Genomic DNA, 12,508 nt, shown 5'->3' with positions numbered 1-12,508 from the left:
GTGTGGCTTGTGGCGCCGGTGTGGCTTGTGGCTCCGATGTGGCCGGTGGTCCGGGTGGTGGTGTCAGTCCTGAAGGGCCTTCAGCACGGCCTCCGCCGACGGCGGCACGTTCGCCCGGGGGCCGATGCGGTCGCTGAGGGCGTCGAGGGTCTTGAGGCCGTCGCCGGTGATGAGCAGGACGGTTTCGCCGTCCGGGTCGAGCTGCCCGGACTCGATGAGCTTCTTCGCGGTGGCGACGGTCACGCCGCCGGCCGTCTCCGCGAAGATGCCCTCGGTGCGGGCCAGCAGCCGGATGCCCTCGATGACCTCTTCGTCGGTGACGTCCTCGATCGCGCCGTTGGTGCGGCGCACGGCGTCCAGCACGTAGGGACCGTCGGCGGGGGCGCCGATCGCCAGTGAGCGGGCGATGGTGTCCGGGCGCACCGGGGAGACCACGTCGTGGCCGGCCTTGAAGGCGGCGGAGACGGGGGAGCAGCCGGTGGCCTGGGCGCCGAACACCCGGTACGGGGTCTGCTCGACCAGGTCGAGTTCGCCCAGCTCGCGGAAGGCTTTGTCGACCTTGGTCAACTGGGAGCCGGACGCGATGGGCACCACGATCTGGTCGGGCAGGCGCCAGCCGAGCTGTTCGGCGACCTCGTAGCCCAGCGTCTTGGAGCCCTCGGCGTAGTAGGGGCGGACGTTGACGTTGACGAACGCCCAGTCCTCGTGCTCGGCGGCCAGTTCCTGGGCCAGCCGGTTCACGTCGTCGTAGTTGCCGTCGACGGTGATCAGGTTGCCGTCGTAGACGGCGGTCATGAGGATCTTCGCCTGCTCCAGGGAGGAGGGCACCAAGACCACCGACTCCCAGCCGGCGCGGGCCGCGGCGGCGGCGACGGCGTTGGCGAGGTTGCCGGTGGACGGGCAGGCCAGCACCTTGAAGCCCAGCTCGCGGGCCGCGGCGAGGGCGACGCCGACGACGCGGTCCTTGAAGGAGTGGGTGGGGTTGCCGGTGTCGTCCTTGACCCAGACCTTGCGGACGCCCAGGGCCTTGGCGAGGCGGTCGGCCTCCACCAGGCGGGTGCCGCCGGGGTTGGTGTTGGGGTGCGACTCGACCGTGGAGGGCACGGGCAGCAGGCCGCGGTAGCGCCAGATCGACCGGGGGCCGGCTTCGATGTCCTCACGGCGGACGCGGCCGAAGTCGTAGGCCACTTCCAGCGGCCCGAAACACTCCAGGCAGGCGTATTCCGGTGCGAGCGGCGTCTCGTGCCCGCACTCCCGACAGGACAGGGCACGAGCCGGACCGAGGTCGAAGGAGGTGGTGGTCGCCGAGGGCGCACTGACAGCAGTCATCGCGAGGTGTCTCCTCATCTTTCCCGCGTCGCGGGTCGGAATTGGCACCGTGATCGCCGGCGGGCGCTGGACGCGCACGCTGAACGACGGGTTGCCGGGGCTTCTACGGGCCGATCCCTCTGCCCCTCTGGATGAGCGGTATTCAGTTGTGGTGACGTCAACCTACGACACGATCCCGACCCGTAGCCAGTGACGTCCACCATCCGGACGGCGAACGGGCGTGGGAGGATCGCGCGCGTGAGTGCGCCCACTGACACGCCCGATGCCGTCCACCTGGTCATCGGCGAGGAGGAGTTGCTGGTCGAACGCGCGGTGCGCGGCGCGCTGGACCTCGCGCGGAAGATCGACCCGCAGGCCGACCTGACGCGCGTTCGGGTGACCGAGCTCACCCCTCCCGAGCTGGCCGAACTGGTGAGCCCGTCGCTGTTCGCGGAGGGTCGCGTGATCGCGCTCGAAGCCGCGCAGGAGGTGGGCAAGGAGATCGCCGACGCCGTGATCGCCTACGCCAAGGCGCCCGCCGACGGGGTGACGCTGGTCGTCGTGCACAGCGGTGGTGGGCGCAGCAAGGCGGCCAAGGAGCTGCCCGCCGCGCTGCGCAAGGCGGGCGCCGGGGTGACCGAGTGCCCCAAGGTCACCAAGGCCACGGACCGCGAGGCGTTCGTGCGCAACGAGATCCGGGCGGCCGGCGGCGGCAAGGCGGACCCGGAGGCCGTGGCCGCGCTGATCGAGGCGGTCGGCTCCGACCTCCGGGAGCTGGCCGCGGCGGCGTCGCAGCTGGTCGCCGACACCGGTGGGAAGGTCGACGCCGAGGCGGTCCGCCGCTACCACCGTGGGCGGGCGGAGGTGACCGGGTTCGCGGTCGCGGAGAAGGCCGTGATGGGTGACCGGGCCGGTGCGCTGGAGGCGCTGCGCTGGGCGATCCAGCTCGGTGTGCCGCACGTGCTGGTGGCCGACGCGCTGGCGGACGCGGTGCGCACGGTCGCGCGCGTGTCGGCGGTCGGTCGGGGGGACCCGTTCAAGCTGGCGGGTGAGCTGGGTATGCCGCCGTGGAAGGTGAAGAAGGCCCAGGGGCAGTCGCGTGGGTGGGAGGAGTGGGGGTTGGCGTCGGCCATGTCGGTGGTCGCGGACCTCAACGCGGACGTGAAGGGCGCCGCCGCCGACTCGGGGTACGCCTTGGAGCGAGCGGTCTTGAAGATCGTCGCCGCCCGCGGTCGGCGGTGAACGCCGGGCTGGTGAACGCCGGGCTGGTGAACGCCGGGCTGGTGAACGCCGGGCTGGTTGAGCGCCGGGCTGCTGAATGCCGAGACGCCGCCGGTCGGCGTGCGACCGGTGCCCGGTGCCCGGTGCCCGGAAAAGCTTAGGGATGAGTGCTCGGTGGCCGGAAAGCAGGGATGACTGCCCGGTGGCCGGAAAAGCTCGAAACAAGTGCCCGGCGGCCGGAAAAGCAGGAGCGCCGCCCGCCCCGCGAGGGGAGAGCGGCGCTCCGGTGCTGTGGTGCTCGGTGCTGTGGTGCTCGGTGCCGTGGACCAGGGTCAGACCTGGTTGGCGCGCCTGGCCAGCGCCGACTTCTTGTTGGCGGCCTGGTTGGCGTGGATCACGCCCTTGGTGACGGCCTTGTCGAGCTTGCGGGAAGCCTCCTGCGCCAGCGCGACGGCCTTCTCCTTGTCACCGGCCTCGGCGGCCTCACGGAACTTGCGGATCGCGGTCTTCAGCGACGACTTGACGGCCTTGTTGCGCAGGCGCGCCTTCTCGTTCGTCTTGATCCGCTTCAGCTGGGACTTGATGTTCGCCACGCGAAAGCCACCCTTTTCCTCGGTCTCGGAGTCGTACCGCGCTCGTCGATCGGCTCCACCCCGAACCCGGGGCGGTCTTCCTCCACTGCGGAATGCCGCGCGGTACGACCAGTCACGATATCAGGGCTGCTCACCGCACCGTGAACCCCGCCCTCCCCTCGCCGACCAGCACCTCGTACCGGCCCTTCGCCACCTCGGGCCTGCCGGTGGCGTCCATGTCGCCCGCGGTCGTGGCCAGGCGGGTCGCGTCGAAGGTCACCCGCACCGCGCGCTGCTCGCCCGCCTTCAGCTCCACCCGGGTGAAGGCCACCAGGCGGCGGTCCGGGGTCAGGACCCTGCTGACCGGCTGGTGCACGTACACCGGCACCACCAGGGCGCCGTCGCGGACGCCGGTGTTGGTGACCGTGACCGAGACCTCGACCTTGCCGTCGCGCCGGACCTCGGCGGACTTCAGGACCGGCGCGGACGTGGTGAAGCTGGTGTAGGACAGGCCGTGGCCGAAGGCGAACTGCGGGTCGTAGTTCGAGCTCTCGCCCGTGTTCGCGCCGCGCGGCTGGTCGTAGGAGAACGGCTGGTCACCGATGGTCTTGGGCCACGACACCGGCAGCTTGCCGCTGGGGTTGACCGCGCCGAACAGCACGTCGGCGACGGCGGCGCCGCCCTCGGAGCCCGGCAGCCAGCCGGCCAGCAGCGCGGGCGCCCCGGCGACCGTGCCCAGCACCTGCGGCCGCCCGGTCAGCAGGACCACGACCACCGGTTTGCCGGTCGCGCGCACGGCGTCGACCAGGCCCTGCTGCTCGGCGGTGAGCGCGGGGGACTCGGTGTCGGCCTCGCCCTCGGCGCCCGGGTCCTCGCCGAGCACGACCACCACGGCGTCGGCGTCGGCCGACTGGGCCACGGCGTCGGCCCGGGTGGTGGCGCCGACCACGTCCGCCCCCGGCGCGGCGGCCCGGATGCCCTGGAGCACGGTGGTGGTCGGGGGCAGCGGCGAGCCCGCCGGCACGCCCTGCCAGCCGACGGTCCAGCCGCCGAGCTGGCGGGCCACCGAGTCGGCCGCGTCGCCGGTCACCACGAGCTTGCGGGCCCCGGTGGACAGCGGCAGCACGCCCTCGTTGCGCAGCAGCACCACGCCCTCGGCGGCGGCCCGCAGCGCCAGCGGTCGGTCGGCGCCGTTGACGACCCCGTCGGCCGCGGCCGGGTCCACGAACGGCTTCTCGAACAGGCCCAGCTCGAACTTGAGCGTCAGCACGCGCCGCACGGCCTGGTCGATCCGCTTGCCGCTGATGGCGCCGCCGCGCACGCCCGCCAGCAGGCCCTTGGTGAACTCGGCCGCGTTCGACGGCTCCATCGCCATGTCCACGCCGGCGTTCACCGCCATCGCGATGGCCTCCGGGTAGTCCGCCGCCACGTGGTAGCGGTCCACCAGGTACCGGATGTCCTCCCAGTCGCTGATCGCCACCCCGCGGAAGCCCATCCGGTCGCGCAGCTGCTCGGTGAGCAGGTACTTCGACGCGTGCGCCGGCACGCCGTTCACCGCGCCCGAGTTGATCATCACGGTCCGCACGCCGGCGTCGAACTGCGCCTGGAACGGCGGCAGCACGGTGTCCTGGAGGTGCCGGATCGGCAGCTGCGCGGGCGCGCGGTCGTGTCCGTTGAACGGCTCCGAGTACCCGGCGAAGTGCTTGGCGGTGGCGGCCAGCGACGCGGTGCCGTCGGCCTCGCGCTGCTGACCGCGCACGTTCGCCGCGGCCAGCGAGCCCGCCAGCACCGGGTCCTCGCCGTAGGTCTCGTAGTAGCGGCCCCACCGGGTGTCGCGGGCCAGGTCGGAGACCGGCGCGAAGTTCCAGAACACGCCGGTGGCGCGCATGGCCCGCCCGGTGGACTCGCCCAGGTCCTCCATCAGATCGGGGTTCCACGTCGCGCCCAGGCCCACCTGGTGCGGGAACATGGTGGCGGTGAGCACGTTCGAGTGGCCGTGCACGCCGTCCGCGCCGTAGATCAGCGGGATGCGCAGGCGGCTGTGGTCCAGCGCGTACCGCTGGATCTCGTTGGTCATCTCGGCCCACGCCCGCGGCGTGTTCGGGTTCGGCGCGTCACCGCCGCCGGACAGGACCGAGCCGACCTTCGCGTCCTCCAGCACCGCCTTCAGGCAGTCCTCGCGCAGCGGGCCGGCGTTCCACTCGCAGTTGCCGCGCAGCTTCCCCAGCCGGATCTGGGTCATCTGGCCGACCTTCTCCTCCAGCGTCATGCGCCGCAGGAGGTCGTCGACGCGGCGCTCGACCGGCGCGCGGGCGTCCTGGTAGTGCGGTCCGCGCGGTTCCCCGGCGCCGGTGGCCTGCGATCCGCCGACGAGGACGGCGAACGCGGTGAGCACGCCGGCCGCGGCGCGCTTTCGGGATCTCCGCATCGAGAACCTCCTGGTTGATCAGGTCGCCCGGACCAACCCTGGCCGTGCGACCGGGCCCGGGACAGAGCTGAACGGGCGCATTGGGAACGCTCCCAGGTAGGAAGAAAAAGCAGTACGCCTGTCCGGTTAAGCTGATCGGGTGACCGCCGCACTCGACTGGCCCGGCTTCGGGCAGATCTCGCTCGCCGCCCTGCTGTTCCTCTGCGCGGCCGCCGCCCTCGCCGGCGCGGTCGACGCCGTGGTCGGCGGTGGCGGGCTGGTCCAGCTGCCCGCGCTGCTGCTGATCGCGCCCGGCGGGCAGCCGCTGTACGCGCTGGCCACCAACAAGATCGCCTCCGTGGTCGGGACGGCCGCCGCGATGCGCACCTACGCCCGGGAGACCACGATCGACTGGTGGACGGCGCTGCCCATGGCGCTGGCCGCGTTCGGCGGCGCGGTGGGCGGCGCGGCGTTCGCGGGCGCGCTGGCCCCCGGCGTGCTCAACGGCGTGGTGCTCGTCGCGCTGGTCGGCGTCGGCCTCTACACGTGGCGCAAGCCCGAGCTGGGCGCGGCGGAGGCGCCGCGGTTCGCGCGCGCCGCCCAGGTCGGCGTGATGGCGGTCGGCGGCGCGCTGATCGGCTTCTACGACGGCCTGGCCGGGCCGGGCACCGGCGCGTTCCTGGTGTTCCTGCTGGTGGGCCTGGTGGGCTTCGCGTTCCTGCGCGCCTCGGCCACGGCGAAGGTCGTCAACGTGGCCACCAACCTGGGCGCCCTGCTGTACTTCATCCCGGCCGGGAAGGTGCTGTGGGGCCTGGGCCTGGTGCTCGCGGTGTGCAACGTCACCGGCGCGGTGCTCGGGGCGAAGCTCGCCGTCCGGCGCGGGTCGTCGTTCGTGCGCCGGGTGTTCCTCACCGTCGTGGTGGCGCTGGTGGTCAGTCTGGGGTGGAAGGCGGCGGTTGGATGACCCGGAACGTCGCGCCCATCGGGTCGCCGACCGTGGTGAACCGGCCGAACCGCGTGTCGACCACGTCGCCGACCACCACGCCGCCCAGCTCGCGCGCCCGCCGGGCCGCCAGCTCCGCGTCGGACACCGCGAAGCAGGTCATCCAGTGCGCGGGGATCTCGGCCGGGATCTCGTTGGCCATCCCGAACAGCCCGGCCACCACGCGCCCCTCCACCCGCAGCTGCGTGTACGGGAAGTCGGGCAGCGGGTCGAGGCCCACGCCGAACACCCGCTGGTAGAACTCGGCCGCGCCGAACGGGTCGCGGGTGGCCAGCTCGTTCCACACGACCGCGCCCGGCTCGCCCACCGCGTACGCGCCGATGTGCGTGCCCGCCTCCCACAGCCCGAACGCCGCGCCGGTCGGGTCCACCGCGACCGCGCCGCGCCCCGGCCCGCCGGTGTCGAACACCGGCACGAGCACCTTGCCGCCGGCCGCGACCACGGCCCCCAGCGACTCGTCGAGGTCGTCGGTGGCCAGGTAGGTCGTCCACACCACGGGGAACATCACGTCCGGCGGCATCTCGCCGAACCCGGCCACGGGCCGCCCGCGCACCAGGGCGTTGGTGTAGTGGCCGGTCTCCGGTCCGCCGACCTCGAACTCCCAGCCGAACAGCCCGCCGTAGAACTCCGCCGTGGCGTCCCGGTCGGTGGTCATCATGTCCACCCACGCGGGCGTGCCCGGTGCGTACGGGGCGTTGACGTCGGTCACGCGCTCCACGTTCGCACCGGGCCGGGTCACCCGCGAGTCGATCAACGCGGGCGTCGCGGGCGCTCCCCGCGCGGGCGACGCCCACCGGTCAGCCGCCGTCCTCCTCGGACTTGCGCGGCCGACCGCGTCGGGGTTGGGCCGCCGTCCCGGAGGGCAGGCGGCCGGCTTCGGCGAGCGCGCGGCGCAGCAGGAACTCGATCTGCGCGTTGGTGCTGCGCAACTCGTCGTTCGCCCACCTGACCAGGGCGTCGTGCACCGCCGGGTCAAGGCGCAGCAGGACGCTCTTGCGCTCGGCCAACTCAGTGGTACAGCGATCCGGCGTTGACGATCGGTTGCGTTGACCGTTCGCCGCACAGCACGACCAGCAGGTTCGACACCATCGCCGCCTTGCGCTCCTCGTCCAGTTCCACCACGTCCTGCTCGGCGAGCTTGGCCAGCGCCAGCTCGACCATGCCGACCGCCCCCTCCACGATCCGCGTCCGCGCCGCGACCACCGCGCCCGCCTGCTGGCGCTGGAGCATCGCCTGCGCGATCTCCGGAGCGTAGGCCAGGTGCGTCAGGCGCGACTCGATCACCTTCACCCCGGCCGACTGCACGCGCGCCGCGATCTCCAGCGACAGCGTCTCGGTGATCTCGTCGGCGTTCTCCCGCAGCGACAGCCCGGACTCCTCGTGGTTGTCGTACGGGTAGCTGGTGGCGATGTGCCGCACCGCGGTCTCGGTCTGGATGCCCACGAACCGGACGAAGTCGTCGACCTCGAACATGGCCCGCGCGGTGTCCTCGACCTGCCACACCACCACGGCGGCGATGTCGATCGGGTTGCCGTCGGCGTCGTTGACCTTGAGCGCCGCGGTCTCGTGGTTGCGGATCCTGGTCGACACCTTCACCTTGGTGGCGAACGGGTTGGCCCAGCGCAGGCCGTCCCGCCGCACCGTGCCGATGTAGCTGCCGGCGAACTGGAGCACCCGCACCTCGCCCGGCGCGACGGTGAACAGGCCGCCGCCCGCGATGCCGCCGACGGTGACGAGCAGCGAGCCGCCCACGATCGCGGGCACGCTCGGCCCGTCGTCCCCCGGGATCGCGCCCAGCACGATCAGCGCCGTGCCCGCCGCGATCAGCACCACCGCGACGGCCAGCACCCCCCACCCCGACACGTGCTTCGCCTCGCGCTCCCGCACGACGGGACTCGGCATCCGCACCGCGACGTCAGCAGCTGTGTCCATGTGCACCCCTCAGGTCATATCTCTTGCTTAGCAAAGTGATATCACTTTTTCCGGTGGGCGCGCAACGAGGGCGGAAGTTGTCCGCGATGCCGATCGCACGGGCGCGGGAGGCCGTGCCCCGGCAACCCGACCGGCCGCCGCGCGTCAGTGACCACATGGGGACCATCACGGTGCGACCGCCGCGCGCGGAGGACAGGTGGCCGCTGGTCGACGTCCACGTCAGGGCCCGGCGCAGCTACTACGAGGGGCACCTGCCGGAGAGCGAGCTGGCCGAGTGGGAGCGGGGTGCGCGGGCGAACGGCTACGACCTCACCCGACCGGGCCGGGTGTGGCTGTGCGCCGAGCTGGACGGCGGGTTCGCCGGGTTCGCCCTGGTCCAGCCGGACGGCGAGCTGAAGCAGCTCCAGGTCGACCCGGCGCACTGGGGCCGGGGCGTGGGCCACGCGCTGCACGAGGCGGCCCTCGCCGAGCTGCGCGCCGCCGGGGTGGGGACCGCGCACCTGGACGTGTTCGCGGAGAACCGGCGCGCCCGGCGCTTCTACCTCGCGCACCGCTGGCGCGAGGTCGGCCACGACGGGGACGCGCACGTGCGGATGGCGCGCGACCTGGACCTGTGATGCCCTGGACGGCGTGGAGATCCTGAGCAGCCGTGTCCTGATCCGGTCCGCGGACCCCGAGCGGGCCCGCGCGTTCTACCGGGACGTCCTCGGCCTGGCCGTGCACCGGGAGTTCCCCGGCGGCACGGTGTTCTTCCTCGGCGGCGGGTTCCTGGAGGTGTCCGGCACCGCGGCGGAGGAGCCCACCGGGGCCACCCGGCTGTGGCTCCAGGTGCGCGACCTCGACGACGCCGCCGCGCGGCTGGCCGAGCACGTCGTCCGGCCCCCGCGGCGGGAACCGTGGGGCCTGGACGAGATGTGGGTGGCGGACCCGGACGGCCGGCTGATCGCGTTCGTCGAGATCCCGGCCGAGCACCCGCTACGCCGGGACGTCCGCCAGTAGCCGCACGGCGGGCGGCACCACGCCGCCGTACTGGTGCAGCGACGTGCGCACCCCGGCGAACCCGGCCTGCTCCGCCTCCCGGATCAGGTCGTACTCGGAGGTGTCCAGCGCCATCCGGTGCACCGACACCACCAGCCGCCCGCCCGGCCGCAGCACCCGCCGCAGCTCGTGGAACGCGGCCGGCCGGTTGTCCCACAGCTGGAGGTTGTTCACCGAGATCACCACGTCCACGGACGCCCCGGGCTGCCCGGTGCGGGTGGCCGCGCCCTCGCGCAGCTCCACCCGGCCGGCCACGATCAGCTCCGCGCACCGGTTGCGCGCCTCGTCCAGCATGACCTGCGAGGGGTCGACGCCGATCGCCTTGAGCGCGCGCTCGCCGACCAGCCTCAGGCCCACGCCCGGACCGGGGCCGAGCACCAGGACGACCTCGTCGGCCGCGGGGCGCGCCAACTCGACGACGTGCTCCTCCACCTTCGCGTTCACCCTGGCCATCACCCGGCCGCCCAGCTCGCCCACCTTGCCCCGGGGGTGGCCGAACGCCGCGTCCAACGCCTTCATCAGGTTGCTCGCCATGGACCCCAGGGTTCCCGGCGGGCGCCGGCGCGGCATCGGGGATCGCCCTGAGCGGGCCCGGGACGTCCCCCGACCCCGGTCGGGGGTCTAGCGCCAGCCCAGCCGCCGCAGCGCGTCCACCACCAGCGAGAACCGCTCCGGCTCCAGCACCGAGCCCTCGCGCCGGATGTCGTCCTCGGCCAGCTCGAACACCCGGTCCAGGCGCAGGTAGGAGTGCCTGCCGTCGCGGTCCCAGCGGCCCACGCCCAGGTCCAGGCAGTCGTCCTGCCCGAGCCCGCCCGGCGGCCGGCTGGTCAGCATCAGCGCCAGCAGGGCCCGCCGGCGGCGGCCCACGACCAGCAGCGGCCGGTCCTTGCCCCGGCTCGCGTCCTCCTCGAAGGGCACCCACGCCCACACGACCTCGCCCGGGTCGGCCAGGCCGTCCAGGTCGGGGGAGTACTCCAGGGTCGCCGCCGCGGCGGCCGGGTGGACCTCCCGCACCGCGCCCTTCACCGGGCGCGGGTCCTCACCGTTCGCATACACGACCGGGGAGCCTATGTCCCCGGTCGCGCCCGCGCGGGTCGGGGCGACGTCGTGGCATGAGAGAATGGGGTGATCCCCTCCGTCTTTCACGTGCGAGGACCCTGAGTGACCACGTTCGCCGACCAGACGTTCACGCCTCCGGAGCTGATCCGGAACTTCTGCATCATCGCGCACATCGACCACGGCAAGTCGACCCTGGCCGACCGCATGTTGCAGCTCACCGGCGTGGTCGACGCCCGTGCGATGCGAGCGCAGTACCTCGACCGCATGGACATCGAGCGCGAACGCGGCATCACGATCAAGGCCCAGAACGTCCGGCTGCCCTGGCAGGTCGCCGGGCAGGACCACGTGCTGCACATGATCGACACCCCGGGCCACGTCGACTTCACCTACGAGGTGTCCCGCGCGCTGGAGGCGTGCGAGGGGACGGTCCTGCTGGTCGACGCCGCGCAGGGCATCGAGGCGCAGACGCTGGCCAACCTGTACCTGGCGATGGAGAACGACCTCACCATCATCCCGGTGCTCAACAAGATCGACCTGCCCGCCGCGGACCCCGACAAGTACGCCAAGGAGCTCGCCCACATCGTCGGCTGCGAGCCCGAGGAGGTGCTGCGCGTCTCGGCCAAGACCGGCCTGGGCGTCGGGGCGCTGCTGGACGAGGTCGTGAAGCGGGTGCCGGCGCCGGTCGGCGACGCGGACGCCCCGCCCCGTGCGATGATCTTCGACTCGGTCTACGACACCTACCGCGGCGTGGTCACCTACATCCGCGTGGTCGACGGCAAGATCACCCCGCGCCAGCGCATCCGGATGATGTCGACCAACGCGACCCACGAGCTGCTGGAGGTCGGCATCATCTCGCCCGAGCCGAAGCCGAGCGTCGGCCTGGGCGTCGGCGAGGTGGGCTACCTGATCACCGGCGTGAAGGACGTGCGCCAGTCGAAGGTCGGCGACACCGTGACGGCGGAGAAGAAGGGCGCCACCGAGCCGCTGGCGGGCTACCGCGAGCCGCGGCCGATGGTGTACTCCGGCCTCTACCCGGTCGACGGCTCGGACTACCCCATCCTGCGCGAGGCGCTGGAGAAGCTCCAGCTCAACGACGCCGCGCTGACGTTCGAGCCGGAGACCTCGGCGGCCCTGGGCTTCGGCTTCCGCTGCGGCTTCCTCGGCCTGCTGCACCTGGAGATCACCCGCGACCGGCTGGAGCGCGAGTTCGGCCTCGACCTGATCTCCACCGCGCCGAACGTGGTCTACCGCGTGGTCATGGAGGACGGCGCCGAGCACGTGGTGACCAACCCGTCCGACTGGCCCGACGGCAAGCGGGCCGAGGTGTACGAGCCCGTCACCAGGTGCACGATCATCGCCCCCAGCGACTACATCGGCGCGATCATGGAGCTGTGCCAGGCCAAGCGCGGCCAGCTGGGCGGCATGGACTACCTGTCCGAGGACCGCGTCGAGCTGCGCTACACGATGCCGCTCGGCGAGATCATCTTCGACTTCTTCGACGCGCTGAAGTCGCGCACGCGCGGGTACGCCTCGCTGGACTACGAGGAGTCGGGCGAGCAGGACGCCGAGCTGGTCAAGGTGGACATCCTGCTCCAGGGCGAGCCGGTGGACGCGTTCAGCGCGATCGTGCACAAGGACCACGCCTACGGCTACGGCACCAGGATGGCCACGAAGCTGCGCGAGCTGATCCCGCGCCAGCAGTTCGAGGTGCCGATCCAGGCGGCCATCGGGTCGCGGGTGATCGCCCGCGAGACGATCCGCGCGATCCGCAAGGACGTGCTCGCCAAGTGCTACGGCGGTGACATCACCCGCAAGCGCAAGCTGCTGGAGAAGCAGAAGGAGGGCAAGAAGCGGATGAAGATGGTGGGGCGGGTCGAGGTGCCCCAGGAAGCCTTCGTCGCCGCGCTGTCCACCGACGACTCCGGCGGCAAGGACAAGGGCAAGAAGTAGGACCGGCGGTCACGTCCC

The 12,508-nt window shown here is 72.5% G+C and carries 13 protein-coding genes and 1 riboswitch; of the genes, 5 read left to right on the top strand and 8 right to left on the bottom strand.

Translation table 11 applies throughout. The annotated features are described in order from the left end of the window. Positions 1-63: 63 nt before the first annotated feature. Positions 64-1,329 carry a threonine synthase gene (thrC, locus tag ACFP3R_RS15305; protein ID WP_380636733.1) on the bottom strand — a complete coding sequence of 422 codons (1,266 nt, stop codon included), beginning with the start codon at positions 1,327-1,329 and terminating at the stop codon, positions 64-66. An 11-nt stretch (positions 1,330-1,340) separates the two neighbouring features. Beyond that, a riboswitch (SAM riboswitch) is annotated at positions 1,341-1,467 on the bottom strand. A 99-nt stretch (positions 1,468-1,566) separates the two neighbouring features. Between thrC and holA the strand changes: the two genes are divergently transcribed. Continuing rightward, positions 1,567-2,550 carry a DNA polymerase III subunit delta gene (gene holA, locus ACFP3R_RS15300; protein WP_380636731.1) on the top strand — a complete coding sequence of 328 codons (984 nt, stop codon included), beginning with the start codon at positions 1,567-1,569 and terminating at the stop codon, positions 2,548-2,550. A 311-nt stretch (positions 2,551-2,861) separates the two neighbouring features. On the opposite strand, the gene rpsT is transcribed toward holA, so the two are convergent. After that, positions 2,862-3,122: a 30S ribosomal protein S20 gene (rpsT, locus tag ACFP3R_RS15295; protein ID WP_380636728.1), complete on the bottom strand. Its 261-nt coding sequence runs from the start codon at positions 3,120-3,122 to the stop codon at positions 2,862-2,864. 130 nt (positions 3,123-3,252) lie between these two features. Beyond that, on the bottom strand, positions 3,253-5,529 hold the full coding sequence (locus ACFP3R_RS15290; protein WP_380636724.1) for a glycoside hydrolase family 3 N-terminal domain-containing protein: 2,277 nt from the start codon (positions 5,527-5,529) through the stop codon (positions 3,253-3,255). Positions 5,530-5,668: 139 nt separating this feature from the next. Here ACFP3R_RS15290 and ACFP3R_RS15285 point away from each other — a divergent pair, with 139 nt between their 5' ends. Then, a complete protein-coding gene (locus tag ACFP3R_RS15285; protein WP_380636721.1) occupies positions 5,669-6,472 on the top strand; it encodes a sulfite exporter TauE/SafE family protein in 804 nt (267 codons plus the stop codon). Here the strand turns inward: ACFP3R_RS15285 and ACFP3R_RS15280 are convergent. From ACFP3R_RS15280 to ACFP3R_RS15270, 3 genes are all read right to left on the bottom strand, one after another. Then, positions 6,441-7,220: a VOC family protein gene (locus tag ACFP3R_RS15280; protein WP_380636719.1), complete on the bottom strand. Its 780-nt coding sequence runs from the start codon at positions 7,218-7,220 to the stop codon at positions 6,441-6,443. The two genes, ACFP3R_RS15285 and ACFP3R_RS15280, sit on opposite strands and share 32 nt — an antisense overlap. A gap of 88 nt (positions 7,221-7,308) precedes the next feature. Next, a complete protein-coding gene (locus ACFP3R_RS15275) occupies positions 7,309-7,518 on the bottom strand; it encodes a type II toxin-antitoxin system antitoxin (protein ID WP_380636718.1) in 210 nt (69 codons plus the stop codon). 1 nt (position 7,519) lies between these two features. Beyond that, the gene (locus ACFP3R_RS15270; RefSeq protein WP_380636717.1) at positions 7,520-8,443 is read right to left on the bottom strand and encodes an SPFH domain-containing protein; all 924 of its coding nucleotides are present in this window, start codon (positions 8,441-8,443) and stop codon (positions 7,520-7,522) included. Positions 8,444-8,529: 86 nt separating this feature from the next. Here ACFP3R_RS15270 and ACFP3R_RS15265 point away from each other — a divergent pair, with 86 nt between their 5' ends. Both ACFP3R_RS15265 and ACFP3R_RS15260 read left to right on the top strand, forming a co-directional pair. Further along, positions 8,530-9,060: a GNAT family N-acetyltransferase gene (locus tag ACFP3R_RS15265; protein ID WP_380636715.1), complete on the top strand. Its 531-nt coding sequence runs from the start codon at positions 8,530-8,532 to the stop codon at positions 9,058-9,060. 13 nt (positions 9,061-9,073) lie between these two features. After that, entirely contained in the window at positions 9,074-9,442 is a 369-nt protein-coding gene (locus ACFP3R_RS15260; RefSeq protein ID WP_380636714.1) for a VOC family protein, read from the top strand. Here the strand turns inward: ACFP3R_RS15260 and ACFP3R_RS15255 are convergent. Together ACFP3R_RS15255 and ACFP3R_RS15250 are read right to left on the bottom strand one after the other, a co-directional pair. Continuing rightward, entirely contained in the window at positions 9,419-10,015 is a 597-nt protein-coding gene (locus ACFP3R_RS15255) for a class I SAM-dependent methyltransferase (RefSeq protein WP_380636712.1), read from the bottom strand. The two genes, ACFP3R_RS15260 and ACFP3R_RS15255, sit on opposite strands and share 24 nt — an antisense overlap. A gap of 87 nt (positions 10,016-10,102) precedes the next feature. Then, positions 10,103-10,537, bottom strand: a complete 435-nt coding sequence (locus ACFP3R_RS15250) for a type II toxin-antitoxin system PemK/MazF family toxin (RefSeq protein WP_380636710.1) — start codon at positions 10,535-10,537, stop codon at positions 10,103-10,105. Positions 10,538-10,642: 105 nt separating this feature from the next. On the opposite strand from ACFP3R_RS15250, the gene lepA reads away from it, so the two are divergent. Beyond that, positions 10,643-12,490 (top strand): translation elongation factor 4, encoded by a 1,848-nt coding sequence (gene lepA / locus ACFP3R_RS15245; protein WP_380636707.1) that lies wholly within the window; start codon positions 10,643-10,645, stop codon positions 12,488-12,490. The last annotated feature ends 18 nt before the right edge of the window (positions 12,491-12,508 follow it).

It is taken from the genome of Saccharothrix lopnurensis (genome assembly GCF_042658445.1).
GTDB lineage: Bacteria > Actinomycetota > Actinomycetes > Mycobacteriales > Pseudonocardiaceae > Actinosynnema > Actinosynnema lopnurensis.
Note: the sequence above shows the minus strand (reverse complement) of the source record. Positions and strands in the feature narration are given on the sequence as shown.

Excerpts from the sequence above, each read along its gene's own strand:
- thrC (WP_380636733.1), bottom strand. The coding sequence starts at position 1,329 with ATGACTGCTGTCAGTGCGCCCTCGGCGACCACCACCTCCTTCGACCTC.
- ACFP3R_RS15290 (WP_380636724.1), bottom strand. The coding sequence starts at position 5,529 with ATGCGGAGATCCCGAAAGCGCGCCGCGGCCGGCGTGCTCACCGCGTTC.
- ACFP3R_RS15270 (WP_380636717.1), bottom strand. The coding sequence starts at position 8,443 with ATGGACACAGCTGCTGACGTCGCGGTGCGGATGCCGAGTCCCGTCGTG.
- ACFP3R_RS15265 (WP_380636715.1), top strand. The coding sequence starts at position 8,530 with ATGCCGATCGCACGGGCGCGGGAGGCCGTGCCCCGGCAACCCGACCGG.
- ACFP3R_RS15255 (WP_380636712.1), bottom strand. The coding sequence starts at position 10,015 with ATGGCGAGCAACCTGATGAAGGCGTTGGACGCGGCGTTCGGCCACCCC.